This window comes from Neobacillus niacini (assembly GCF_000759675.1).
GTDB classification, from domain to species: Bacteria; Bacillota; Bacilli; order Bacillales; family Cytobacillaceae; genus Neobacillus; species Neobacillus niacini_A.
Window position 1 is genome coordinate 176,253 of the sequence record NZ_BAWM01000098.1, and the last position, 24,979, is coordinate 201,231.

Annotated in this window: 25 protein-coding genes; 4 read left to right on the forward strand and 21 right to left on the reverse strand. The window is 37.9% G+C overall.

The genetic code is table 11. From position 1 onward, the window contains the following. Position 1 precedes the first annotated feature (1 nt). Entirely contained in the window at positions 2-982 is a 981-nt protein-coding gene (locus TR08_RS22770) for a molybdopterin-binding protein (RefSeq protein WP_045522352.1), read from the reverse strand. A gap of 335 nt (positions 983-1,317) precedes the next feature. Here TR08_RS22770 and TR08_RS22775 point away from each other — a divergent pair, with 335 nt between their 5' ends. Beyond that, on the forward strand, positions 1,318-2,559 hold the full coding sequence (locus tag TR08_RS22775; RefSeq protein ID WP_045522105.1) for an MFS transporter: 1,242 nt from the start codon (positions 1,318-1,320) through the stop codon (positions 2,557-2,559). A gap of 300 nt (positions 2,560-2,859) precedes the next feature. Continuing rightward, complete coding sequence (locus TR08_RS22780; protein WP_045522107.1) at positions 2,860-3,621, forward strand: IclR family transcriptional regulator; 762 nt, start codon at positions 2,860-2,862, stop codon at positions 3,619-3,621. Between the two features lie 96 nt (positions 3,622-3,717). Here the strand turns inward: TR08_RS22780 and TR08_RS22785 are convergent, their stop codons facing one another. The 14 genes from TR08_RS22785 to TR08_RS22850 form a co-directional block, all read right to left on the reverse strand. Then, positions 3,718-4,404: a GntR family transcriptional regulator gene (locus TR08_RS22785; protein WP_045522109.1), complete on the reverse strand. Its 687-nt coding sequence runs from the start codon at positions 4,402-4,404 to the stop codon at positions 3,718-3,720. Between the two features lie 51 nt (positions 4,405-4,455). Beyond that, complete coding sequence (locus TR08_RS22790; RefSeq protein WP_045522111.1) at positions 4,456-5,694, reverse strand: NAD(P)-dependent malic enzyme; 1,239 nt, start codon at positions 5,692-5,694, stop codon at positions 4,456-4,458. 13 nt (positions 5,695-5,707) lie between these two features. Continuing rightward, positions 5,708-6,724 (reverse strand): NAD(P)/FAD-dependent oxidoreductase, encoded by a 1,017-nt coding sequence (locus TR08_RS22795; RefSeq protein ID WP_045522113.1) that lies wholly within the window; start codon positions 6,722-6,724, stop codon positions 5,708-5,710. A 232-nt stretch (positions 6,725-6,956) separates the two neighbouring features. After that, positions 6,957-7,640: an isochorismatase family protein gene (locus TR08_RS22800; RefSeq protein ID WP_045522115.1), complete on the reverse strand. Its 684-nt coding sequence runs from the start codon at positions 7,638-7,640 to the stop codon at positions 6,957-6,959. Positions 7,641-7,654: 14 nt separating this feature from the next. Then, positions 7,655-8,026, reverse strand: a complete 372-nt coding sequence (locus tag TR08_RS22805; RefSeq protein WP_045522116.1) for a DsrE family protein — start codon at positions 8,024-8,026, stop codon at positions 7,655-7,657. A 54-nt stretch (positions 8,027-8,080) separates the two neighbouring features. After that, the gene (locus tag TR08_RS22810; RefSeq protein ID WP_045522118.1) at positions 8,081-8,836 is read right to left on the reverse strand and encodes a maleate cis-trans isomerase family protein; all 756 of its coding nucleotides are present in this window, start codon (positions 8,834-8,836) and stop codon (positions 8,081-8,083) included. 42 nt (positions 8,837-8,878) lie between these two features. Continuing rightward, the gene (locus TR08_RS22815) at positions 8,879-9,739 is read right to left on the reverse strand and encodes a DUF3891 family protein (protein WP_045522120.1); all 861 of its coding nucleotides are present in this window, start codon (positions 9,737-9,739) and stop codon (positions 8,879-8,881) included. Positions 9,740-9,775: 36 nt separating this feature from the next. Continuing rightward, positions 9,776-11,065 carry an FAD-dependent monooxygenase gene (locus TR08_RS22820; protein ID WP_045522122.1) on the reverse strand — a complete coding sequence of 430 codons (1,290 nt, stop codon included), beginning with the start codon at positions 11,063-11,065 and terminating at the stop codon, positions 9,776-9,778. 28 nt (positions 11,066-11,093) lie between these two features. Next, the gene (locus tag TR08_RS22825; RefSeq protein WP_045522123.1) at positions 11,094-13,436 is read right to left on the reverse strand and encodes a xanthine dehydrogenase family protein molybdopterin-binding subunit; all 2,343 of its coding nucleotides are present in this window, start codon (positions 13,434-13,436) and stop codon (positions 11,094-11,096) included. Further along, entirely contained in the window at positions 13,433-15,742 is a 2,310-nt protein-coding gene (locus TR08_RS22830; RefSeq protein WP_045522125.1) for a xanthine dehydrogenase family protein molybdopterin-binding subunit, read from the reverse strand. Before TR08_RS22830 ends, TR08_RS22825 begins: the two co-directional genes overlap by 4 nt. Next, a complete protein-coding gene (locus tag TR08_RS22835; RefSeq protein WP_045522128.1) occupies positions 15,739-16,290 on the reverse strand; it encodes a (2Fe-2S)-binding protein in 552 nt (183 codons plus the stop codon). The genes TR08_RS22830 and TR08_RS22835 overlap by 4 nt, the downstream gene beginning before the upstream one ends. 32 nt (positions 16,291-16,322) lie before the next feature. Continuing rightward, a complete protein-coding gene (locus TR08_RS22840; RefSeq protein ID WP_045522130.1) occupies positions 16,323-17,201 on the reverse strand; it encodes an FAD binding domain-containing protein in 879 nt (292 codons plus the stop codon). Positions 17,202-17,254: 53 nt separating this feature from the next. Next, entirely contained in the window at positions 17,255-17,704 is a 450-nt protein-coding gene (locus tag TR08_RS22845; protein ID WP_045522131.1) for an SRPBCC family protein, read from the reverse strand. A gap of 440 nt (positions 17,705-18,144) precedes the next feature. Beyond that, a complete protein-coding gene (locus TR08_RS22850; protein WP_045522133.1) occupies positions 18,145-19,230 on the reverse strand; it encodes an XdhC family protein in 1,086 nt (361 codons plus the stop codon). 148 nt (positions 19,231-19,378) lie between these two features. Here TR08_RS22850 and TR08_RS22855 point away from each other — a divergent pair, with 148 nt between their 5' ends. Further along, positions 19,379-20,236, forward strand: a complete 858-nt coding sequence (locus TR08_RS22855) for a LysR family transcriptional regulator (protein WP_081954617.1) — start codon at positions 19,379-19,381, stop codon at positions 20,234-20,236. A gap of 91 nt (positions 20,237-20,327) precedes the next feature. Continuing rightward, positions 20,328-20,714, forward strand: coding sequence for a hypothetical protein (locus TR08_RS22860; RefSeq protein ID WP_152597499.1), 387 nt, complete (start codon positions 20,328-20,330; stop codon positions 20,712-20,714). A 175-nt stretch (positions 20,715-20,889) separates the two neighbouring features. On the opposite strand, the gene ssuE is transcribed toward TR08_RS22860, so the two are convergent. The 6 genes from ssuE to TR08_RS22890 all read right to left on the reverse strand — a co-directional run bounded on the left by ssuE (position 20,890) and on the right by TR08_RS22890 (position 24,962). Continuing rightward, on the reverse strand, positions 20,890-21,444 hold the full coding sequence (ssuE, locus tag TR08_RS22865) for an NADPH-dependent FMN reductase (protein ID WP_045522145.1): 555 nt from the start codon (positions 21,442-21,444) through the stop codon (positions 20,890-20,892). Between the two features lie 41 nt (positions 21,445-21,485). Then, positions 21,486-21,710 carry a Fur-regulated basic protein FbpA gene (locus TR08_RS22870; RefSeq protein ID WP_045522147.1) on the reverse strand — a complete coding sequence of 75 codons (225 nt, stop codon included), beginning with the start codon at positions 21,708-21,710 and terminating at the stop codon, positions 21,486-21,488. Between the two features lie 71 nt (positions 21,711-21,781). Continuing rightward, positions 21,782-22,927, reverse strand: coding sequence for an amidohydrolase (locus TR08_RS22875; RefSeq protein ID WP_045522354.1), 1,146 nt, complete (start codon positions 22,925-22,927; stop codon positions 21,782-21,784). Between the two features lie 14 nt (positions 22,928-22,941). Then, on the reverse strand, positions 22,942-23,451 hold the full coding sequence (locus tag TR08_RS22880; RefSeq protein ID WP_045522149.1) for a GNAT family N-acetyltransferase: 510 nt from the start codon (positions 23,449-23,451) through the stop codon (positions 22,942-22,944). Positions 23,452-23,484: 33 nt separating this feature from the next. Further along, positions 23,485-24,255, reverse strand: a complete 771-nt coding sequence (locus tag TR08_RS22885; RefSeq protein ID WP_045522151.1) for an amino acid ABC transporter ATP-binding protein — start codon at positions 24,253-24,255, stop codon at positions 23,485-23,487. Next, positions 24,252-24,962 (reverse strand): amino acid ABC transporter permease, encoded by a 711-nt coding sequence (locus TR08_RS22890; protein ID WP_045522153.1) that lies wholly within the window; start codon positions 24,960-24,962, stop codon positions 24,252-24,254. Before TR08_RS22890 ends, TR08_RS22885 begins: the two co-directional genes overlap by 4 nt. Positions 24,963-24,979: the final 17 nt, after the last annotated feature.

Below are 24,979 nucleotides of genomic sequence, written 5' to 3' on the forward strand. Positions count from 1 at the left end.
TTTAACAAGTATGAAACCCACCGTATCCAAGCGTAATAATATCCTTTTCTATAATTTTTTCTCCCGCTAGAATTCGCGGAAGAAAAACATCAAATGATGTATAGGGGTCGTGCATCACACAGCCAGGGAGACCCAAAATAGGAATTTCATTATAATAGGAAACAAGCATCATTGACCCAGGCAACATGGGAATTCCATACCTGATAATTTCAGCACCTGTATTTTTAATCGCTAAAGGTGTGCGATCGTCAGGGTCCACAGACATGCCTCCAGTAACAATAATCAAATCGACATCCTGATTCAAAAAGTACTTTATTTTACTTTCAATAATCTCTGACTGATCAGGAGCAAAACATTGCTCCACAATTTTCGAACCAAAGTCCTCCATTTTCTTTTTAACCACGGGACCAAATTTATCTTGAATTCTTCCTTCATAAACTTCGCTTCCCGTAGTAACCATTCCAACCTTTAGTGAGCGAAACGGAATAACTTTTACAATATAAGAATGTTCCTGACAAATGGATTCAACCTGCCTTATAATAGACTCTTCTAAAATTAGTGGAATCTGCCTAACACCACTTACAGCATCATTCTTCTTTACAGGACGATTCGTTACTAAAGTAGACAGGGCTATCCCCGTTAGACTATTGATTTGATGTATCACTTTTTCATTTATTTTTAAAAGACCTTGTATTTGACTTTTAATCGTGATTTTTCCTTCTGATGGCCCTATAGCATATACATTTTCACCTGCTATCGCTTTAGCCATTCGTTGGGCTGCCTCATCCTCATGGATATAATCTTCTGGTATGTCCAATATATATATGTGACCTTTACCAATATCCAATAATTTAGGAATATCTTCTTCACTAATTACATGGCCCTTCTTAAACAATCTCCCCTTAAATTCCCCTGGAATAATCTGAGTAAGATCATGTGCAAGTGCCATACCAACTGCATTTTCGACCTTAATCTCTTTCATAAAAACGTTACTCAAAAAGGTTTACCTCCTTTAGTTAACTCCATAAAATACAGATAATTGAATATCAATTATCTGTATTGAAAAGATCCATTTTTTTTAGTACAATTTTCAAAATATTATGCAAGTATCTTTTTTTCATATTACAAGCTCTACTATTATTAATCAATGAAATTACTATGTGAAAAATTTATATCATTATTAGATTTTGATATTTAACAATATATAAAATATAAATTATTATTTATAGAAGATATAATATTTTGAATTTTTAAAATTAAAGAAATGGAGGATTGTCAGCAAACATATGAAGTTTAAAGAAAAAGGAGTGAAAGAAAATGGAGACCAAGAGTAATAAGAAAGTTTCCTTTCGGAGAATTTTTATCGTATCAGGGTTTAGCTGGATTTTTGACGCAATGGATGTTGGTCTAATATCATTTATTGCTGCTGCGTTAATAATAGAATGGAATCTTACACCTCAGGAAGCAGGATTACTAGGAAGTGTAAATGCTATTGGTATGTTCATAGGGGCAATCGTTGCTGGTGCATTAGCTGATCGAATGGGACGAAATAAAATTCTGATGTACACGGTTTTATTATTTTCTCTAGCCAGTGGAATATCAGCTTTTGCAACCACTTTCACGATTTTTCTCATTTTCCGATTCTTTATCGGTCTTGGGTTAGGTGGCGAACTTCCTGTTGCTTCTACTTTAGTAGCAGAGAATGTTCCAGAGCATAAACGAGGTCGTATGGTTGTTCTTCTTGAGAGTTTTTGGGCAGTAGGATGGATTCTATCAGCTATGATTGCTTATTTCATCATGCCGATTTGGGGTTGGCGCTCAGCTTTAATAATTGGAGCCTTACCTGCACTATTAGCAATATATATGCGTAAAGGGCTTCCCGATTCTCCACAATTCCAATCTACTGGAAAGAAAAATACTAGCATCATACAAAATATTAAGTCTCTTTGGTCACCAAAATATGCAAAGGATACCACTATGCTTTGGATCCTATGGATTTTGGTAATGTTCTCTTATCATGGGATGTTTTTATGGTTACCTTCTGTAATGGTATTAAAAGGATTTGGTCTTATTAAGAGTTTTGGTTATGTATTGTTAATGACCCTAACACAATTACCTGGGTTTTTTAGTGCAGCCTGGCTTGTTGAAAAGGTAGGCCGTAAATTTGTATTGATTACTTATTTAATAATGGCAGCGATCAGTGCTATTATTTTTGGAAATGCAGAATCATTGCCTATGCTTATTGCGGGGGGAATGGCACTCTCGTTTTTCTTCTTAGGAGTAACTGGTACAACCTATGCATACACTACCGATCATTATGATTCAACCGTTCGTGCAACAGGAGCAGGTTTGGCAAATGCTGCAGGACGTATAGGAGCCATAATCGGTCCACTCATAGTAGGTACTTTAATAGCAGCCAAGGTTCCCTTTACTACCATTTTTATCATGTTCTTTGTGACATGTATAATTGCTGCATTAAATGTATTGTTCCTTGGAAAAGAAACGCGTGTTAAACCAAAACTAGAAGAAGAAGAAACAATTATCAAAGAAGCATTGTGATTTTTGACATGTACTGGATTCCTTAATCTTAATGAAGGATATTCAGTACATGTTTCTTTATATTATTTTCGAATAATTAATTCGATGTTATTAACTCAAAAGACCTTTTTTTCTTAATATTGTGTGAACATTTAAAGACTCTTCCTTTGTTAATCTTGCGAATCATTTGTATTATTTATATACTAGTTCATAAACGCAACTAATATCCTGTTTTATCATACCCAGAAATTAATATATATAAGGTGGTATTCTGATTACATATATCCAAAAAAATAAGTGAGGAGAGAAAAAATAAAAGATATGAAAATGGAATTAGAAATGAGCGGACAAGGGATTCAATCTTTGGAACTCGGGATAAATATTCTAAAGAAAATAGGAGAAGCAGATAAGCCTCTATCCATTTCTGAAATTTCGGAATTGTGCGATATATCTAAAAGTAAGCTTCACAGATACCTTACTAGCTTTTGTCGAACTGGATTCTTACAGAGGGATTCTTCACTTCATTATACAATTGGATCTGACCTTATCAGGATTGGGAATAAAGCCTCAAAAAGCTTGGATATCGGAGAGTTAGCCTCACCAACTTTAATCAGATTGAGAAACACACTAAATGAAACTGTCTTTTTAACCATTTGGAGAGGAAATGCTCCCTATCCGATCGAATTAAAAGAGAGCAACCGATCGGTAAATATCGGGATTAGAGTAGGGTATCAAACTAGTATCGTCCTCACTACTTCAGGAAGGTTGTTTGCCGCTTTTTTGCCTGAGGTAGTACCAAATGAAATGATTCACAGAGAAATCATTGAGCATCACCTAAATCCAGAAGAATTTAAAAATGAACTTTCAGAAATCAGAAAAAATGGATATTCCATCACGAGGGAGTCTCTCATTCCGGGGATTGTAGCCGTTGGATGTCCCGTATTTGGCAGGGATAATAAAATTATTGCGACCATCTCAATTGTTGGGATATTAGGTGTATTGGATCTATCGAGTGATTCAGAACTGATTAAATGTTTAAAAAAAGAGTGTATGGAACTATCGCAGTCTTTGCAGTTTGGATAATAGGATCAAGAAACTTCTATACACGTTATCATAACAGTAAAAACTCCTCTTAAAGAGGAGTTTTTGGTTTTAATATTACAGGTCGATGCCGCTATGCTATTTCGCATTAATCGCCTCTTTAGCAGCTTGTAAAACTAATTTTACAGAATCCCAAATATGTTCCTGGGTTCTTTTACGTGCTAAATTTGGATCTCTAGCCATTATAGCTTCCAAAATCAACCTGTGTTGATTTAAGGTTTCGAATGAACGACCACTGTTTCTCTTCCATGACATTACTCGGATCAAATCAATACCTGCCCGAAGGTGATAAAGAGTATTTTTCAATGCGTGATTTCCACTTACTTCTATAATAAAGTCATGAAAATCATTGTTGAAAATAAGTAATTCCGAATCCGGTATATTGCTATTTTCTCTTATTTTTCTTTCTGTTAGTGTTAGAAGCTCCTCCATTTTTCTAAACTGGGTTATACTTCCACGCTTAGCAGCTAGGTGGGCTGCCAATCCTTCCAATTCCGCCCTTAATTCATAAATATCTTCAATCTCTTTAATAGAAAAATTTTTAATACGAACTCCGTGATGAGGAACTGACTCTAATATTCGTTCCTGAACGAGCATTTTTATAGCTTCCCGGATTGGTGTACTGCTAACTCCCAACAATTCCTTGAGTTGTCTTTCTCTTATCCATTCTCCTGGTTGAAAGTAACCCGTTACTATGTGGTTATATAAAAGCCTATAAACAGCCATTGATGTAGTTTCCTTAAGGAGTTTACTGGATGTATCCATCCTCCTCCCTCCTATCTATAATAATCATTATCGACCTTTAAATTTTCAACTTTACAGGAATTGCATCTTTCTCGTTATCTCATCCGAACCCACATTTCTTCTTGCCACTCCAGTCTTAATAGCAGCTTCCGCAACAGCTGCAGCGACATGTGACGCTACTCTTTTGTCAAAAGGAGAAGGAATCACATAATCTGATGTTAATTCGTATGACTGGACAAGATCAGCGATTGCAATCGCTGCGGCGATTTTCATTTCTTCATTAATTTGAGTGGCATGAACATCAAGTGCCCCTCTAAATATACCTGGGAAGGCAAGAACATTATTTACTTGATTCGGGAAATCCGATCGTCCAGTTCCAATCACCTTTGCTCCAGCTGCTTTCGCATCCTCAGGCATAATTTCAGGATCCGGATTTGCCAAGGCTAAAATTATGGGATCAGTATTCATCGATTCTACCATTTCCTTTTTTAATGCTCCGGCTACAGATACTCCGATAAACACATCCGCGCCCGCCAATGCTTCGCCCAAAGAACCTTCTACCCCAGTTTTATTTGTTATTTTTGAGATCTCTTCTTTTATTGGATTCATGCCAACTGTGCGACCTTCGGAAATAACACCTTTTGTATCACAAAGAATCGCATCCTGAACACCCATGTTCAAAAGAAACTTTATAATAGCAATCCCTGCAGAACCCGCACCATTTACAACAACCTTGATATCCCCTAATTTCTTTTCAGTTAATTTACATGCATTTAGTAATGCTGCGGCAGTTACAATGGCTGTACCGTGTTGGTCATCGTGGAATACTGGTATATTCATTTCCTCTTTTAACCGCTGCTCGATTAAAAAGCAGTTCGGTGCAGCGATATCCTCAAGGTTTATTCCCCCAAATGTTGGTTCCAACATTTTTACCGTTTCAACAAATTTATCAACATCATTTGTATTTAAACAAATAGGAAATGCATCAACACCTGCAAATGCCTGAAATAAGACCGCTTTTCCTTCCATCACAGGCATGGCTGCATTAGGACCAATGTTACCAAGTCCTAATACAGCTGTTCCGTCAGTGATAACAGCAACAAGGTTTCCTTTAATGGTATAATCATAAACTTTATCAGGATCCACATAAATTTCCTTACAAGGTTCTGCAACTCCTGGAGAATATGCTAAACTTAAATCTCTTTGATTATTCACTTCAACCTTTGATATAACACTTATTTTACCTTGACGTTCCTTATGCAGCTTTAATGACTCTTTAGGAAGATTTGTTAAAGAATCTACTTTAGACAAGGTATCACCCCTCCTATTTAATCAGTACTGTTTGTTTAGATATATTCATTGTAGTACTATGACCTGGTTGAAGCTTTGCAACCGGATCGATATATGCCTTTGCATTATTTACAGCTGTAGGAGCTTCACCCAGCCCAACTGCAATTAATTTAACTTTTCCAGGATATATACAAATATCTCCAGCTGCGTATATCCCTTGAATATTTGTTTCCATTTTTGAATTAACAACGATGCTGCCTTTTTCAAATAGAAGGCCCCAATCTTTAATAGGACCTAAACTAGAAGCGAAACCAAAATTTACGATTAACTCATCTAATTCAATCGATTTTTCCTCTTTTGTATTACCATTAAAAATAACAACTTGTTCTATTTTCTCTGTTCCAATTATGTCTTTAAACTGATAAGGTGTAAGAATGTTTATAGTAGATCTTTTTAATTGCTCAACACTGTGTTCATGCGCACGGAATTTTTCCCGCCGATGAATAATTGTAACCTCCTTTGCAACTGATTCTAACATCAATGCCCAATCCAAAGCAGAGTCCCCTCCACCAAAGATCACTACCCTTTTATCAGAGAACTTATTTAAATCACTTACAAAGTATTGAAGATTTTTCTTTTCATAATAATGTGCGTCTTGATGTTCAAGGCGTCTTGGCTCAAAGGCTCCTACTCCGGCAGTAATAATAATAGCTTTTGAAAAATGGGTTCCTTTATTGGTTGTTACTTCAAACATATCGGTTTGCTTCTCCACTCGCAAAACACATTCTTCTAATACAACAGCTGGGTTAAATCCTAAAGCCTGTTCTTTTAGGGACTCTACTAGATCTTTTGCACGTACTCTAGGAAATCCAGCAATGTCATAAATATATTTTTCAGGGTATAAAGCCGCCAACTGTCCACCTAATTGCGGCATGCTTTCTATGATTTTAACCCGGCACTTGCGCATTCCCCCATAAAAAGCAGTGAAAAGGCCAGTAGGTCCACCACCAATAATAATCATGTCAAATATTTCTTCATCACGATAAACCATGCAACAACCCTCCTCACTGTCTGTCTATATTAACTAAACTGGATTTTTTAATCCGTGTATCTTGAGATATAAAGCCATGGGACGGGATTAATAGAAGAAAAGTAGAAATGGTTGTATAGAAGATGGATTGAGAGAGAGTTTCATAGGAGTTTATTGATAATATTTTAAGTTCTCTCTCCCATTTGTACAGTGTTAAGTAACCAGTATTACTTAAGTTATGACCTAACTTAAATTAATTGAGTTCCTTTATCAATTCTTCCAGGGATACGACATCCGCATATTTCTGCTGCATATCAAAAAGATTAATAGCATGAGATGCAATTCCCCGGTCAAACACACATTCTTCTGGAACGACCACTTTATAATTATTTGAGAATGCATCAATAACAGAGGCACGTACACAGCCGCTAGTTGTACAGCCCGTAATAATTACTGTGTCAACCTGTTGGGCTGTTAGATAGGAGACTAATGGTGTCCCGAAGAAAGCACTAGGTTTTTTCTTGGAAATGACAACCTCTCCGTATTGAGGGTTTAGCTCCTCTACTACTTGTGTGCCCTTTTCTCCTTCCAAAAGCGCTGGATGATCAAAAATATTTCCTTTGATGGCCACGCGTTCGTTAGAGGAGGATTTACTTCCCTCAATAATTGTGAAAAATATGGGAAGCTCAGCTTTTCTTGCAGCATTTAACAGTACTTTAATATGTTCAATGGCTTGCCAGCTGCTTTCTCCACAGCTAGTTGGATATTTTCGAATGGATTCCTCGATGTTTTCTGGGCAATCCCCTGTAAAACCGTATTGTACGTCTACGATTACAAGAGCAGGTTTTTTACCAATTCCCATCTTTTTTCCTAAACCAGCCCCTTGGTAGACCTTTTTATCCCGTTCATCCAAATAATCATCCCAAATCCGACTCATGAATATTTCTCCCCTTATCCATAAGTAATTACACGATCATGATCTACGGTCAGCTGTACAAGAACATTGGGTTCAGCAAGTTCCACCTTTTTTCCACTTAACGCTTGCTCACTCATGCCCCGGGCACCGCAGGAAATTCTGGATAGATAAATATCCCCTCCACCAGCAATAATCGTTTCGTATGATTCACGCAGAGAGGTTACACCTTCTCCAACTCCAATTACACTATCCAAAATATCATCGCGCATCAGCTGAACAGCGCTTCCAGCTAAAAACATAGAGACTTTATGCCCTTCATTTATCGCTGTTTTAGCAATAAGAAATGCGCGGTCAGCTTGTGTAGGTGCTTCAGGTCCATGTGTTAAATGAATAAGAATTTTTGCCATTTACTATTCCTCCCAATCTCATATTTTCGTTCTTGCCCACTACACTCAACAGAATTAATATCCTCTAGATAGGAGATACCCTGCATTCGGAACTACTGGCTTTAAATTCAACTCTTTTAATAGTTTATACACAGTTGAAGTTGCAGCTGAAAGAACTGGAAGGTTTAACTTATCCTGTACTTTTTGAATGGCAGGAAGTGACTGCATTTGTACACACGCCGACAAAACAACCGCATCCGCATTGCTTACATTTAGGTTATTAACTATATTAATCAGGTTTAAAGGATCGAGTTTGCCCACTTCTAAATTATCGGAAACTTCTAGACTGATAGAATCAGTGACTTCAATACCCGTAGACTCAATATAATCAACAACTAACTTTGTTAAAGGTTTCATATAAGGGGTGATGATCGCTACCTTTTTTGCTTCTAAAGCATTTATCCCTTCGATTAAGGCACCTGCACTGCTAACTACTGGAACGGCAGTACCATTTTCTCTTGCAATTGAAGAAAGGCGGTCCTCAGAAATACAGTGATAGCCCGGACCCTGTGACATAATGGCCACTAGGCATGCGTATGCGAGTGCATCGCAACGTGCGTCAGAGAGCTCCAATGCACATCGGTCACTTGCTGTATCCATTTTTGCCAGTTCCTCTTTTGTGACATGCATCATGCGCATGCGGCTGGAATGGAAGGTAAACGCTTCTTGTGGTTCAATTTGTTCCCGCGCGTGCAACATCGCAGGGATCTCTTTTTCCATTGTAGTATTTGAACTGGGTACAATCAGACCAAGACGGTATTCCTTTTTCATAATTAAACCTCCACATTGTTTGAAATTTAAAATTTTTGGCAGTTACGATATTACACTTTCATTTGCAATTGATTTAACGTTTTGTCCTTGCTGTGAAGGTATGAACTTCCATGTGACACGTTCTACTTCAGCTTCTTCAAGTGCTTTATATACTGCATTATGCGATTCATATCGAATATCTGGAATTTTCCGCAATACCACAGTTGTTTCTACTTCGGAATCAAAAGGAAATGGGTCTATTACAACTGAGCCATTACCTTGCCCTTTAACGGTAATCATACATCCTTTGCTATCAACCGTTTGACGGACTGGTCCCATAATTAATTCATTCGTCGTATCCTGCTTATGCATAGAAACATATTGAGAAAGTCGGTCCATAAATTGAACAATCTCATAATTCTTCCACAGATTATTTTCGAATTGACTTCTGGGTCCTGATTTATCCCATAATTTCATTTTTAAATCTACCCATTCCTTCTGCAAGCTGATAATTTTCTCATCGATAAGTGGAGCCAAATCTGATGGAATTTTAAAAGTAAACGATGGATCATAACCGAAACGGCTGGTATATAAACCAATCCAATGCATACCTACCAAGAGTCCAGCATAAGGGTCCTCTACTTTTACTTGTTCATAACCTTTCCCATAAAAATCTACGTGTTGCAGCAGGTTGACATTTAGGAAAGGAACAGGCTGACCACTAGCATCATTGAACAATACGGTCGTGTCGGACTCGATCCAGCCAATATCATGCTTTTGGACAGCCAAGCAGAGAGATTCAAAATGGTTAGGCCGTGCATATTGGTCATTTCCCCAATGACGTGCAACCTCCCCTGCTTGGACAGAATGATCATATTGATTAACAATATATAAATATCCATCATCATGCTTTGTAATAAACATTCATTAATTCTCCTTTTTACAATACTAGGGTATGGTTTATTTTGCTTCGACTAATTCATCATGAAAGATAAAAGATTCATCAATATCAAGTGGAATTTCCCTTGTAAATAATTTTTTATAAACATCTGTTATGTCTGGCATTTTGGTAGCAATATTGAACATTAGCGGAGCTAAATCTTTCTTAATTGGCTCTCTTGTCAAAAACTTCTCTAACGTTAATTGCAGGTTTTGGATCATTTTTACCTCTTCTTTACGTCTATTTTGTACTTGCTTAAGTGTTTCAAGTGATAAATCATTATTCTTATATCCTTTATATATAACATCTGCTGCTATAACTGCTGTTCCCATAGCCAGTGTGCTTCCTACTGCTCCCCAAGGGGTAACACAATGGGCCGCATCACCAATTAGCATGCAACCTTCTTCCTTAGCCCAATCCTTTATATATCTCATCCTGCATAAAAGTTGAACGAATGACTTGAAGTCTGTAACATTTTCGAAGTGTTGTGTAAGAATTGGCATATCTTCAAGGATTTTTTCTTTGAAGGACTCGATTCCTTCCTTCTTTATTTTTTGATACTCTCCTTTAGTTAGAGAAATTCCACACTGAATATAACCGCCTAGTTTCGGTAAGAAAAGGTAATTGTAATTCTTTTGGAAATAGAAATGGTAAATATTATAATCCCAAGATTCAGGCTTTTCAAATGAGAACCATAATAAATCATTATCATAATAATCGAGCTCTAGTTCAAAACTCCCCAGCTTCTCCATCGTGGAATTTCTTCCATCTACGCCTACTGTTACTTTGGATTTAATATTTAATTTCCCCTCAAATAAATCTTCCTCTGTGAAGTTAATTTGATCTCCTGGCTTCGCTTGGGCATAAACTCCAATAACTTTCCCCTCGTCTCTTAGAAGGTCTCTCACTTTTGTATTAAATAATAATTTGAAGTTTGGATATTTTTTTGCTTTGTCAAGTAATGCCGAAAGAAGGGTAGGTTGTGTCAATCTTGCACAGTAGCTTTCTTCTTCAATTAGAGTATTAAATGCGAGCTGCATAATTTTCACATTATTATGAAAAACGTTTACCTCAGGTATTTTTACGTGTGAATTGGATTCAATATAATCTAGTAAATTTAATTGTTTCATCAATTGAACAAAACGCGGCTGTGTTATTTCCCCTCGATACTCTCTGTGAAAATCTCCATTTTGCTCAAGAACGATTACTTCCATCCCCTGTTTCGCCAATAGTAGTCCTAATAGCATTCCAGCCGGGCCAGCACCAACGATACACACATCAGACTGAACTTCTTTAATTAATTCCTCCATTAATAATCACCTATTTTCTTACAAATTTTTACTTAATGGCTTCCACTAGCTGAAACTCTTTTGATTGTCGCATAAGCTCCCTAAGCTGCGCTGGTTTTACAGGAATATTTTCCACCTTAATATTCCATTCACGTAATGCATCTTCTACAGCTGATTGAATTACGGCTGGAACAGGAATGGTACCACTTTCGCCTGCACCCTTCATTCCGAGTGGATTGAGTGGCGAAGGTGTTTCAACATGGCCAATCTTCATTTCTGGAACCTCACAAGCAGAAGGTACAAGATAATCCATTAAAGTACTTGTTAACAACTGACCTTGGCGATCATAAACAATTTCCTCATACAATGCATTTCCAATCCCATTTGAAATACCCCCTTGGACCTGCCCCTTAACAATTAGTGGATTTAGGAGCTTTCCATTATCATGTACTGATGTATAATCTAAGATTTGAATTGCACAAGATTTTGGATCAATTTCGACTACTGCAATATCCGTCATCCCTGTTACAGAGGCAGCTTCCGGAGCAAAATATTCAGTAACCTCTAATCCCGGTTCAACAGAATATGGGAATGTAGTTCCAGGGAAGAGTCCTTTTGCTTCATGAGCTAAGTCTCCTAAACTAATTCTTCTAGAAGGTTGTTCCACCGAAAAAACGCAGCCGTCTTTCATCTCTAATACTTCTAGTGGGATATTAAGTTTTTCAGAGGCAATTTTTAAAGCCTTATCCTTAACAGTTTGAGAAGCTTTGTATACCGCCGTACCTACAATAACACCCATTCTGCTGGCAAAAGTTCCTGTTCCATAAGTAATGAGACTTGTATCTCCTTCACGAACAGTAATGTTCTCCACAGGTACATCAAATACTTCAGCAGCAACTTGTGCAAATGTTGTTTCATGACCTTGGCCTTGAGTAGCAGCACTAGTCAGCACTGTTATTTCTCCTGTAGTTTCCACACGAACGGTTGCTCCTTCAAATGAACCAAAGCCTGTGTTTTCAATTGCTGAGGCAACACCAATTCCAATATAACGCCCTTGCTTCCGGTATTCTTGCTGACACTGGCGCCACTCGGAATAGCCTGAAATTTCAACAGCTTCACTCAATACTTTTCCATAATTTCCGCTGTCATAAATCTGAGGTTTTCCATCTCGAGACAGAAGTCCTGTTCTATAAGGAAATTCATCCTCTCTAATTAGATTCCGACGGCGAATCTCTACTGGATCCATCCCAAGTTTTTCAGCTGCCTGATCAAGTAATCGATTTAAAATTAATGCTGCCTGGGGGCGTCCTGCTCCTCTAAATGGCGCCAAAGGAACAGTATTGGTATATATGACCTTTGCATCGCAAAAATAATTTGGTACTTTATAAGGTCCGGGAATAAGGGTAGATGTCATAATAGGTACTATGATCCCCCAAGGAACATATGCTCCATTGTTGGCCAGCATCGTATCCATTACGGCAAGGATCTTTCCTTCATTTGTCACACCAAGAGAAGCTTCATGGTATTGTTCTCGTTCATGAATACAGCTCATCATATGTTCAAGCCGATCCTCGATCCAGCGTACAGGTGCATTTACCTTACGTGCAGCCCATGTAACAAGAAAATCTTCTACATAAAAAATCGCTTTCGCACCGAAGGCTCCTCCCACATCTGGTGCTATAACCCTTATATTATTTTCAGAAACCTTTAGTAGTTTCGCTAATATAGATCGCATTTCATGCTGACTCTGGGTTGCTGCATAGACTTCAAGGGAAGGTTCCGGTCCATTAAAATCCCATTTTGCAAGCAAGCCTCTTGTTTCAATTGGCAAACAGCTAACACGACCGATTTTGAATCGATGATGAACAACGACAGGAGCTTCTTTCATGGCTGCCTGCGCATCCCCTACCGACTGTTGAAAATGAGCAGCCACATTTGACTCCAAATGTTGATGAGCTAGTGGAGCATCACTTTGAATGGCGTGATCCAAATGAGCAACCGCTGGCAGCGGATCGTAAACAACATTAATCAGGTCAATCGCATCTTCTGCGATATAGCGATTTAAGGCAATGACCATCGCAACCGGTTCGCCCACATGGTGGACAACAGAATCAAGTGGACGCTGTGTTACCGGCACCAGTTTCGGATGAGGAAAAAGTGCGGGAAGCGAATCAAATTCCTGTCCATCGTCTGGCCCAAAAACTGCAATAACACCTGACAGCTTACGTGCCTGCTCCAAATCAATATCCTGTATCCGTGCATGAGCGTGCGGGCTTCTAAGAAAAGCGGCGCTTAATGTTCCTGGAATGTTCAGATCAGCGATATAACGCCCATCGCCTTTAATTAAACGCGGATCAATTTTTCGTTTCATGGCCTTGCCTATATACTTCATTTTTGCTCCTCCTCATTCGTTACAGGACCTTTTATAATAGCGTCTCTTATAACCTCAGGCCGTATTGGTAAGGAAGTAATGTTGATTTGGTATTTATCAAGTGCATTGATAATCGCGTTTGCAATTGCAGGTGCAACCGCGACGGTTCCTCCTTCACCTGCCCCTTTTACACCAAGTGGATTTAATGGTGATGGGGAATTTTCTAAAATTTCAATTTCTATTTCAGGCACTTCCATTGAACTTGGTATCAAGTAGTCCATAAATGAGCCCGTTATCAGCTGTCCACTCTCATCGTAGCGAAGCTCTTCAAATAGTGCTCCCCCAAGTCCCTGCGCCATTCCGCCAACTAGCTGCCCATGTACCAATAAAGGATTAATTGCCCGGCCAATATCATAAGCAATATAATACTTTTCAATTTTTACTTTCCCTGTTTCTGAATCAATTGCTACTTCTGCAGCGTGAATACCATACGGATAGGACATATGATCAATCGAAAAGGTATATTTTTCACGAAGTTCAACCCCCTGCTTTCTGCATTCTGTGATGATGAGGTCCAGCGGGCAGAGCTTCTGCTGGCTTGAAATTTGGATGATAAATTGATTCTTTATATCGAGATCCTCGTCTGGAAGGTGCATCAAGTCACCAGCTACCTGCAACAACTTCTTTTTAAGTGCCTCCGAAGCATACCAAGCAGCCGATCCTCCTACCACGGTACCGCGTGTGGCAAAAGAGCCATTTCCTTTCTCAACTACATCAGTATCTCCATGAATAACAGTCACATTTGAATACGGAATTCCTAATTGATCAGAGCAAATTTGAGCAAGAGCTGTCTTTACCCCTTGACCAACGTCGGCTAGTCCGGTTTTACAGGATAACTCTCCATTTTCCAGTATCTCGACTTCGCAGAACTCCCATGGTCCTAACCCTGATTTTTCAACAAACATGGCAAATCCTAATCCGATTATCTTGCCCTCAGCTGCGGCCAGAGCCTTACGCTTAGCAAAATGATTCCAATCCATTGCACTGCGAGCTATGTCGAGGATTTGAGGATAGTCGCCGCTATCGTATTCGACCACCTGACCGAGTGCCGAAATACCATTTGAATAGGGCATTTGCTCTGGTTTAATTAGATTTCTCTCTCTTACCACTGTCGGGTCTAGGTTCAGCTTTTTTGCAACCATATCGATAATGCGTTCACGTACAAAGGTTCCTTCAAACCTGCCGGGACCACGATACGTTCCGGTTGGTGTTTTATTAGTAGCAACTACATGTGTGATGAATTCCAGTGCATGAAAATCATACGGTCCTGGAAACATCCCTTGAGTTAATACTGGAACCGTTACTCCATGAGTACGAATATACGCTCCTGTATCAACAAAAATTTCATCACGAAGGGCATGGATCCTTCCACTCTCATCAAATCCTACAACTACATGATGTTTTTGTTCACGAGAATGGTTCGTAGCCACCATATGCTCAAGCCGATCCTCGATCCACTTAACCGGGCGGCCAAGCTGAAGAGCGGCATAAGGGATTAAGTAATCCTCGGGATAGAATTCCCCCCTTGGACCAAAACCGCCGCCAACATCGGTTTCAATGCATCGAATGTCTTGAGAATCTTTCTTTAATAGCGTAGCAAGTATCTGGTGATTGAAATGAACCACCTTTGTTGGACCATATACTGTAAGCCTTTTATTTTCTTCGACAACAGCTAGTAGACCCCTTGTTTCCAGTGGAATGCCTGAATGCCGCTGTACATATAAATCTTCTTCTAAAATATAGCGACATTTTTTCAATTCCTCATCAACAGATCCCTTTTTTGAATGTATAAGAAAGAGGTCATTGCTTCCAATCTCAGGATGCAGCACAATCGTATCCGATTTAATCGCTGTATGTACATCCGTTATAGGAGTTAATGGTTCATAAATGACATTAATCAGATCTGCGGCATCCTCTGCTTTGTATCTCGACTTCGCTACAATGAGAACTACGGGTTCACCAACATAACGGACTTTATCTTTCGCCAGCGGAAACTGCAATGCTTTTGTTAAAGCCTCATTAGGTGCCAGACGCATCGGAATGGGAGAAAGATCTTCAGGTAAATCCTGTCCTGTCATTACCATTAGAACATCTGGGAGTTGTTTTGCTTTTTCTGTATCTATTCGAAGAATATTTGCATGAGCATGTGGACTTCGAACAATTACAGCCTCACATTGATCAGTCAGCTTTATGTCTCCCACATATCGTCCCTTACCTGTAATTAACCGCGGGTCTTCTATTCGCTTCACGCTCGTGCCGATGGTCATACATTCACTTTCCTTCCTGTCTGTACGACCTGTAAATCACTTGACTCATCATCACACTTTTTATTCTTGGAAATCATTTCTGCGGCTAACTCCACGGCATCGACGATATTTTGATAACCTGTACATCGACATAAATTTCCAGAGATACCTTCTCGGATTTCTTCACGGTTAGGATTTGGGTTCTGCTCAAGGAAATGGCAGGCCGACATGAGCATTCCCGGTGTACAGAATCCACATTGTAAACCATGTTTTTCCCAGAAGGCCTCTTGTAATGGATGAAGTCCACCGTCTGAATCTGCTAATCCTTCCACTGTAGAAACCTCAGCCTGATCGGCTTGAACCCCGTAAACTAGACAAGACCGTACAGGACGACCATCCATTATCACCGTACAGGCTCCGCATATTCCGTGCTCACAGCCGACATGCGTTCCTGTTAATCCAAGCTCATCGCGAAGAACATCTGATAATAGCATTCGTGGCTCAACAAATGCTGTATATTCTTTACCATTCACCGTTAAAGCAATGTTTTTTAAATTACTTTGTGGCATAATTCCACCTCCGTAAAATACTAGAAAACTAACTAACCCTTGCGATTAACAGCCCTCATAGCTGCCCTTTCCAACACACGCTTGGCATATGTGATACTTAAATCCCTTCGATATTCACCACTTGCATGAATATCCGGCTCTGGATCAACCAAATCTCCAATTCTATTACAACATTCTAATATTAAATCAGAATCAGGAAAATTCCCGATTAGTTCCTCTGTTACTTCATCTAATAAGACAGGAACACCATCAACTCCACCTAAGCAAAGGGTAGCGGATTTCACCTTGCCTTGCTCATCTAAGGTCACGGATGCTGCAGCCAAAACGATAGCGAAATCTCCTTTTCTCAAGGTAAACTCATCTATTGCATAACCTGTATTTGCAGGAGGAATCGGAATTTCAATTGATACTAAAATCTCATTCGTTTCGATAGTTGTTGTTAAATAGGTCATAAAAAACTCGTCGGTTGTAAGCGTTCTAACCTCTTCTGATGATGCAAGAGTAATAGTAGCCCCAAGTGTACTTAGCATCACAGGAAGTTCTGCAGTTGGATCAGCATGTACAACACTGCCCCCTATCGTCCCGCGAGACCGAATTTGAGAATGCCCTATCAATTTCATTCCTTCTGTAAGTAAGGGACAGACCTGTTCGATTTCTTTTGATTCCTCTACCTGAAAGTGTCTAGTCAGTCCACCGATTTGAATAACTGAATCGGTAATTCTTATATAATTGAGTTCCTCAATTTTACTTATGTCTATAACAACTTTAGGACGAGCTAAACGCATATTCATCATTGGGATAAGACTCTGTCCCCCCGACATGATTTTTGCATCATAACCAAATTCATCCAATAAGCATAGTGCCTCGTCAAGCTCTGATGGAGAATAATAGTCAAAAACAGCTGGTTTCACGTTATACCCTCTTTCCTAACTAGAATGTTTTAAAAATGACTTTCCTTTTCCAATTACATTGCTGTTCTAGCTTTTGTTTCTTTGGCAATTTTCTTAAAGAAGTCCTTTACAATCATCTTTGCTATTCCCGATAAAATACGCTGACCAACACCTGCAATTTTCCCGCCTACCTGAGCTTCTCCCTCATACGAGATGGTAGTTTTAGGATGTGAATAATCGAGTTCAACAACGGCATTACCTTCCAAAAAACCCATATTACTATCAGCCTTCATTGCAAGACAGTATTTGTTCGGTCCTAATTTATCGTAGATTTTTATTTCAGCTTCATATTCACCACGTACCGCTGCAATGCCAATTACAATATCAGCCTTGTAACTATCAGGCTCTGTTTCTGTCAAAACTTTACACCCAGGAGTTGCTTTTTTTAGAACCTCAGGATCATTTAGTGCGTTCCAAACCTCTTCTTGACTTGCTTCAACAACAATTTCACCTTGTACCTTCACATTAAAACCACCTTTACGAATATTTTTTTATACTTGCAATTGACTCAGAATGAGTTTTGCAAATATGCAGTTTAGCTTCTAATTATTTATTAGAATTTTCTATTTCTTAAAAAAATTATAAAATATATTATATATAATTGTGAAATACGTAAATTTTATGAAATAATAAATTTTTTATATTTCCATATGGTTTATGTTAATAATCTTGGAACTCTTTTGAAATCAAGAATGGTTTAAAAAGAGAAGCTGTTCTTGTGAAGTCGTGGAGTGTTGGTCTATACATTGCTAAGTAAACCTCATGGATTTAGAGTGACCCAGTTTATACTGTTAGTTATGCAAAAATATTTTTATTATTTTAATAGAAAAAATAAGCGAAGGCTCTTGAAATATACGCTTAGTCTTCGCCATTAGGTTCTCTATTTTTTACATCAAAAAGCAAACTAAATCGAGCAGCTAACACTTTGATCTATAATCTGAGAATTAGATTGATTTCTAATTTTTATTAATTCTGCAAGCACACTTATACTAATCTCCTCAGGTCCTTCAGCACCAATGCTTAAACCAATAGGTGATTGAATAAATGATAATAAATTTTTATCACTTACTAACCTCTCTGTCCTCCTTTTCGGCCCTAATACTCCAAGATAATTGGGAGGAGCATGTAAAAGATATTCCAAGATTTTTTGGTCCCTATTAAAATTATGGGTCATGACGAGTACAAAACTATCATATGGAATCTGTATTTTATTAAAAAACGATTCAGGATGCTCTATGAACCGAAAATCAGCGTTCGGGAAATATTTCTCGCTGCATCGACTTGTTCTTGGGTCTATTATTGTGACAGAAAAGTCTAATTGCGAGGCAAGTTCAACTATAGGCTCCGCATCAGGACCAGCCCCAAAAACAAATAATAGCTCTTTTGGCTGGTATAGTTCGAATAAGTAATCACTATTTAATTCATCAATATGAAAGAAATTTACTTTAGAGCCACTATGAAGAAAGGTATTGATGTGCGGGAGTAGTCCTTGTTCAATATTTTTGTCTTCAGACTCTCCTAAAATATCTCCGTTGTTGGAAAAAAGGATTAAAGTCCCTTGTTTAGCTCCCCCATTCAAACATTTTGCTGAAACCATGTTTAAACCTTTATTTAGCTGTTGGTCTATATAAGGCCATAAAGGAGTATTTTGTTGAAATTTACTCAATTCCCAACCTATCGGTTCAATATATATTTCTATGTCGCCATCACATCCGGCACTTTGTCCCCAAGAAAGATCATCTTCGGATCGAAGATCATAATTAACTGTTTTTGCTTGAAGTGAATTGATTACTTCCTGTGCCTGATAGATTAAATCCTCTTCCAAACAGCCAGCACTTATGGTGCCAAAATAACTGCCATCTGCTCCGATAAGCATTTTTGCTCCTTCTCGTCTATAAGCAGAGCCATCAACACGGATTATAGTCGCCATGGCAAAGATTTTGTCTTTATCCTCTTTCAATCTCTTTAATAACCTGCAAATATCATTCATTTTGTCTCACCCTTTTATTTTATTGAAGACGTTTACATTTTAATCATTTACTTATTGTGATTTTATGTTTACATATGATAAATAGATGATATAATAAATTTTGTAAATTATCAATATTCTTAATATTCTTTTTAAAATTGGAAAGGGGATGTTTTTCATTAACGTACTATATTTGGAAACGTTTTTAATTGTTTGTAATAATGGAAACTTCACTGAAGCTGCAAAAAGACTTTTTGTTCCCCAACCAACGATATCCAATAGAATTCGTTACCTAGAAGAAGAACTGGGCCAAGAATTGTTTGTTAGAGGAAAAAAAGGAAAACGCAGTGTGGAACTAACACGAGCAGGAAAAATGTTTCAACCTTATGCAGAACAAGTTATTGAGACCTTAAAAACTGCGAAAAGTGAGATAAACCAGGACGCTAATGAAAATTTGATGACCATAGGAAGCTCTATTGCATTAACCCATCCATTTATTTATGAAAAAATCAATTTACTCAATGGCGTTCACAATAAAAATATAAACCTTCTTATAATGGATCACTCTCTGATTGCAAAATCGCTAATTGATGGAATTCTTGATATAGCTTTTGTAACAGAACCGATAAACAATAAACAATTAGAATCGTACCCGATATACAAAGAAAAATTCGGATTAATTGTCTCAGGTGAGCATCCTCTGGCGGAAAAAAAATATCTGGAAGATATAGCAGATTTAGAAGAGGAATATTTAATTTTCTACAAACCTTTTTCAAAAGATCAACTGATGTTCAGAAATGTAAATTGTAAGAAAAGAATAATTACTAATCAGATTGAGTTAGTTAATGACCTCATTCACAACCAAAATGCAGTATCATTTCTGCCACCAAATACATTTAGTAACGAAGTCAAGAAAGGAAGATTAGTTCACATCCCGATTCATACTGATTTACATATTTGTGAAATTCAATATTACCTGGCATGCAGGAAGTACGAAATATTCTATGAGGATATCTTTTTATCATAATAGTGATCATCAAATTAAAGTGGTAAAAAAATGGTACATTTATTTTACTTGTGTGTCCTTCGGAAAACGAACAAAAAGAGGGTATAAAAAAATGACTAAAATTCATAAAACCATTCTACTAATCTTGGGGATTGTTTTAATCGCTTCTAATTTACGGTCCTCTAATACGTCAGTCAGCCCGTTAATTGGTACAATTGTTATGGACACCGGTGTATCAAATGCACAAATGGGACTTGTTACTACCCTTCCTTTGTTTCCGTTTGCAGCTCTATCACTGTTAGCACTGAGGATATCACATCGTTTCGGCTTGGAAAATACCCTTCTTGTTAGTCTAATCCTACTTACTGGGGATATTTTATTACGTTCTATGTCATCGTTAGAAATGCTATTTATTGGAACTACTGTGATTGGTCTAGCCATTGCTATTGGAAATGTACTTCTTCCCAGTATTATCAAGATAGAGTGTTTAGTCGGTTAGTTTCATTAAGAAATTAAAGATTTGCGGCGTTAAAAGTATCTCCACCCTCAAGGCTGCCTTTTTTGAAACCTTTTCTTGGTTATATTTGAAATCGGTTCATATCTAAGGCACCTAACTCTTTTGAGTAGGTGCCTTTATTGTAGTGAAGTTAATAAAGCTGTATTGATAGATACCTTTAAAGAATGGTACCAGAAACACTTTTTTCAGGTAATGATGTTTTTATAATATTTAATGAAGAAACTAATCGATTTTTCGCTTCTGAATCTAATTCATATTGATTATTTCCTAATTTTTTAATTTGACTATCTAAAATAAATACCCCTTTTAAAATATGGGTTGCTCCCAGAGCTGTAAGAACAGGTTTAAGAGCATAATCAATCATTAATAAGTGACCAAAAGTTCCGCCAATAGCAATTGGTAAAATGGTTTTACCCTCGAGACTATTTTGCGGCAAGAGGTCCAAGTATGTTTTTAAAACCCCTGAAAAGGAAGCTTTATAAACCGGAGTCAAAATCACGACCAGATTTGAATTCTCAACTTTCTTATTTTCCTTTATAATTTCTCCACTATCAAACTTTGCTTGAATTAAATCTTCTGATGGAAGATTGCGGACATTAATGATTTCAGGAGTAATTCCAACCCCATTTAAATGATTTACAACACCATGTAAAACCCCATTCAATCTCGTATGCTCTGAAGGACTTCCAGAAATAATTGTCATTTTACTCATTATTCGAACTTCCTTTCATGATGGATTTTCAAAATTATTAGTCATTGATTTAACTTTTTGTTTGATTTTTTATCAATTAATTGGATGGACCCAATATCACTGTGGGGATGACTAATGGATTGAAATTTCCTATATTCATTTTCTAGGTCCGTTAGTGATAGCTCAAAAAGGTGCTTATCTTCTTTCTTATACACATTATAAGCAATCAGTTTTTTTATTAATTTTTTGCGCTTATTTTCAACAGCATTCCGAAGAATTTCTCCCATCCGAATCACTCCTATTTATATTTTTTTACATAAATACATCGTTTTCGTAAGGATAATAATCTTTAGATTTGTTAACTAGTAAAATGTCGATTTAATAATTCTCTTGAACTTTCATATAAAAAATATGCGGCTCTAATAATAGCAGATTCATCCAGGGTAAATGCAGGATGGTGCCACTCCTCGTTTCCATTTGTACCAAAAAATGCAAATGTCCCTGGGACATTGTAAAGATAGTAGGAGAAATCCTCACCGGCCATTGATGGTTCCGGATCAATAACTTTTAAGGAATGCTTTTTAGCAGCATACCTAGCAATCTCAGTCACCGACTTATGATTATCCAGTGGTGGCGGACCTGGAAACCAGCCAATTTCAACTTCGTGTGAAAAAGCTTTAGCAATTGATTCAACAATTGTATAAAATTTTGCTTTTACATCTGCACGAATCTTATTGTCAAAAGTTCGAATGGTACCCTCAAGGATGATATTATCTGGAATAACGTTCCATGTGCTACCGCCCACGATTTTCGTCACACTCAATACAGCGCTTTGAAGAGGAGACACATTCCGACTAACAACAGACTGAAGAGCAGTGATAAGGTGTCCTGCTGCTACAATTGGATCCTTTCCATGTTGCGGAATTGCAGCATGGCTCCCTTTACCATAGAGAAAAATGTGAAATCGATCGACTGCCGCCATTAAAGGACCATCTTTTAAGCCAATTGTCCCCACAGGCAGATCTGGTTTATTATGAAGTCCAATAATGGCTTCTACTCCGTCGAGTTGACCATCCTCAATCACTTTTTTGGCACCACCCCCTGATTCCTCAGCCGGCTGAAAAATTATCCGGACAGTTCCATTCAACTCAGATTGAGATTCTTTCAAAAGATAAGCCGCACCAATGGCAGCAGCTGTATGAAAATCATGACCGCATGCATGCATTTTTCCTTTGACTTTTGAGGCATATGGAAGACCTGTTTGTTCAACAATCGGAAGAGCATCGATATCTGCACGAATGGCAACGATTGGTCCTGGTTTGCCTCCTTTTATTTCTGCAACGACACCTGTTGACAATCCCGTCCTGCGAATATCAATATCTTCTTCTTGCAGCCATTTTTGAATAAACTTAGTTGTTTCAATTTCTTCATTTGATAACTCTGGGTATTGATGTAAATGACGCCGTATCGAAATAAGGTTTGATTCTAAATCTGTTCGATTCATATCCTCACTTCCTTCTATAAATCCAATCGAAAGCATTTTACCAGTATCTCTTGATTTTGAAATTCCTTGGTTTGATCCCGTTTGAAACCAAACCATTCGTATAGCCGAATTGCTTTATGCATTTTATCGCTTGAATGCAAATACAAACTTGTCGCTCCAAGTTCCTTTGCGTAAGTAACACTGGCTTTTAATAACTCTTGTGCTACACCTCGACCTCTTGCATGTGGATGAACACCTATCAATCGTATAATGGGCGAGAAAATTTCAAGCTCTGGCTTTGAATATGCCTTTTCGGAAGATTGAAAAAGCTGCAAGCTGCCAAGGATGTCCTGATTGCTTTTTGCCACTAATATCTTATCGACATCAGGATTATCAACGGATGCTTGAATATTTTCTAAATACATTTTCCAGCTTTCAGGATTTTTATAGGAATGTTCATACTGTTGATAACTCTCTACTAATAAATTCCTAACCTGTTCCTTTTCATCTTCTCTTATTTCATCTATGATGATTTGGTTTGTCACCAAAACATTCACCTTCCTCCCTATGATTGAATGTTAATTCACCTGTTCTTTCAGAGGTAAAAAATATGTTTCACCAGATATTCGTTGTAAGAAACGGCGGGTACGTTCCTCCTTAGCAGCATGAAAAATTTCCAATGGTGTACCTTCCTCGACGATAACTCCCTCATCCATGAACAACACCCGATTCGATACTTCTCTTGCAAAACTCATTTCATGTGTGACAACAACCATGGTTATACCTTCTTGTGCAATGGATTTAATAACGGAAAGTACATCTCCTACTAACTCAGGATCAAGTGCTGATGTAGGCTCATCGAAAAGAATCACCTCCGGATTTAACGCTAACGCTCTAGCAATCCCTACTCTTTGTTGTTGACCGCCTGAAAGCTGAGAAGGATAGTGATCCAGTTTATCACTTAAACCCACCTTATCTAGTACTCTTTCACTTTGTTGTCTTGCGTCTTTTTTCTTTACCTTTTTTGCTACGATTAATCCTTCCATCACATTTTCAACCACTGTTTTATGGGCAAATAAATTATAATGCTGGAAAACCATGGCCGATTGTTTCCTAATGGCGAGCATTTCTTTTTTTGTGGCTTTTTCTGCATCAACGATTATATTTCCTATTTGAACCAATCCTGCATTTGGTTTTTCTAAGAAATTCAGGCATCTTAACAGCGTTGTTTTCCCCGATCCACTTGGACCAAGGATGGTAACGACCTCCCCTTTTTCTATTTTCAAGTTAATTCCTTTTAACACTGGCAACTGATTAAATGATTTTTTGATACCTTTTAAATAAATCATGACACCCCTCCTCGATTATAAGCAGTCACCTTTTTTTCAAGTAAAAAAGATATCCCTTCTACTAGAATCGTAATGCCCCAATAGATTATACCCGCGGCAATAAAGGCTTCTAAAAACTTCAAGTTAACCGAAGCGACAATATTAGCAGCTCCCGTTACTTCTTTCTGAGATACAAGAAAAGCAATCGATGAAGTGTGTAAAAAGCCAACAAAAATATTCGTGAAATTTGGAATAGACTGAGCTAAAGCCTGTGGTAATATAATGCGGATCATCGCCTGAAACTTTGTCATCCCAACCGAATAAGCTGCTTCCAATTGCCCATTTGAAACGCTGATAATACCAGATCGGATAATTTCAGATAAATACGAACCTGCAGCTAATGTTAAGGCGATTAATACAAACAAAATAATCGGGATATTATTTGTTTGTAAACCTAAGTCAAACCTGAGTGAAATTTGATCGAGTAGTAAAGGGAAGCCAAAATAGATGACCATAATATGCATGATAATTGGTGTTCCTCTAAAAAAGGACACATAGCCATTTGCGATGCGATAAAGATATTTCAATTTATAAATTCTAACGAGAGCAACCACAATGCCGATTAAAAATCCAGCCAGCAAGGGAACAATGGTTAGGATGAGTGTAATAGGAAGCGCCTTAATAATTTCTTTAAAGGCTACCCAAATAAATGGAATATCAATTGTCATGTAAGCGATCCTCCTTC

Excerpts from the sequence above, each read along its gene's own strand:
- TR08_RS22775 (WP_045522105.1), top strand. The coding sequence starts at position 1,318 with ATGGAGACCAAGAGTAATAAGAAAGTTTCCTTTCGGAGAATTTTTATC.
- ssuE (WP_045522145.1), bottom strand. The coding sequence starts at position 21,444 with ATGAGTAAAATGACAATTATTTCTGGAAGTCCTTCAGAGCATACGAGA.
- TR08_RS22855 (WP_081954617.1), top strand. The coding sequence starts at position 19,379 with ATGTTTTTCATTAACGTACTATATTTGGAAACGTTTTTAATTGTTTGT.
- TR08_RS22870 (WP_045522147.1), bottom strand. The coding sequence starts at position 21,710 with ATGGGAGAAATTCTTCGGAATGCTGTTGAAAATAAGCGCAAAAAATTA.
- TR08_RS22850 (WP_045522133.1), bottom strand. The coding sequence starts at position 19,230 with ATGAATGATATTTGCAGGTTATTAAAGAGATTGAAAGAGGATAAAGAC.
- TR08_RS22770 (WP_045522352.1), bottom strand. The coding sequence starts at position 982 with ATGAAAGAGATTAAGGTCGAAAATGCAGTTGGTATGGCACTTGCACAT.
- TR08_RS22885 (WP_045522151.1), bottom strand. The coding sequence starts at position 24,255 with ATGATTTATTTAAAAGGTATCAAAAAATCATTTAATCAGTTGCCAGTG.
- TR08_RS22875 (WP_045522354.1), bottom strand. The coding sequence starts at position 22,927 with ATGAATCGAACAGATTTAGAATCAAACCTTATTTCGATACGGCGTCAT.
- TR08_RS22780 (WP_045522107.1), top strand. The coding sequence starts at position 2,860 with ATGAAAATGGAATTAGAAATGAGCGGACAAGGGATTCAATCTTTGGAA.
- TR08_RS22810 (WP_045522118.1), bottom strand. The coding sequence starts at position 8,836 with ATGAAAAAGGAATACCGTCTTGGTCTGATTGTACCCAGTTCAAATACT.
- TR08_RS22825 (WP_045522123.1), bottom strand. The coding sequence starts at position 13,436 with ATGAAGTATATAGGCAAGGCCATGAAACGAAAAATTGATCCGCGTTTA.
- TR08_RS22800 (WP_045522115.1), bottom strand. The coding sequence starts at position 7,640 with ATGAGTCGGATTTGGGATGATTATTTGGATGAACGGGATAAAAAGGTC.
- TR08_RS22860 (WP_152597499.1), top strand. The coding sequence starts at position 20,328 with ATGACTAAAATTCATAAAACCATTCTACTAATCTTGGGGATTGTTTTA.
- TR08_RS22890 (WP_045522153.1), bottom strand. The coding sequence starts at position 24,962 with ATGACAATTGATATTCCATTTATTTGGGTAGCCTTTAAAGAAATTATT.
- TR08_RS22785 (WP_045522109.1), bottom strand. The coding sequence starts at position 4,404 with ATGGATACATCCAGTAAACTCCTTAAGGAAACTACATCAATGGCTGTT.
- TR08_RS22795 (WP_045522113.1), bottom strand. The coding sequence starts at position 6,724 with ATGGTTTATCGTGATGAAGAAATATTTGACATGATTATTATTGGTGGT.
- TR08_RS22830 (WP_045522125.1), bottom strand. The coding sequence starts at position 15,742 with ATGACCATCGGCACGAGCGTGAAGCGAATAGAAGACCCGCGGTTAATT.
- TR08_RS22815 (WP_045522120.1), bottom strand. The coding sequence starts at position 9,739 with ATGTTTATTACAAAGCATGATGATGGATATTTATATATTGTTAATCAA.
- TR08_RS22805 (WP_045522116.1), bottom strand. The coding sequence starts at position 8,026 with ATGGCAAAAATTCTTATTCATTTAACACATGGACCTGAAGCACCTACA.
- TR08_RS22835 (WP_045522128.1), bottom strand. The coding sequence starts at position 16,290 with ATGCCACAAAGTAATTTAAAAAACATTGCTTTAACGGTGAATGGTAAA.
- TR08_RS22820 (WP_045522122.1), bottom strand. The coding sequence starts at position 11,065 with ATGGAGGAATTAATTAAAGAAGTTCAGTCTGATGTGTGTATCGTTGGT.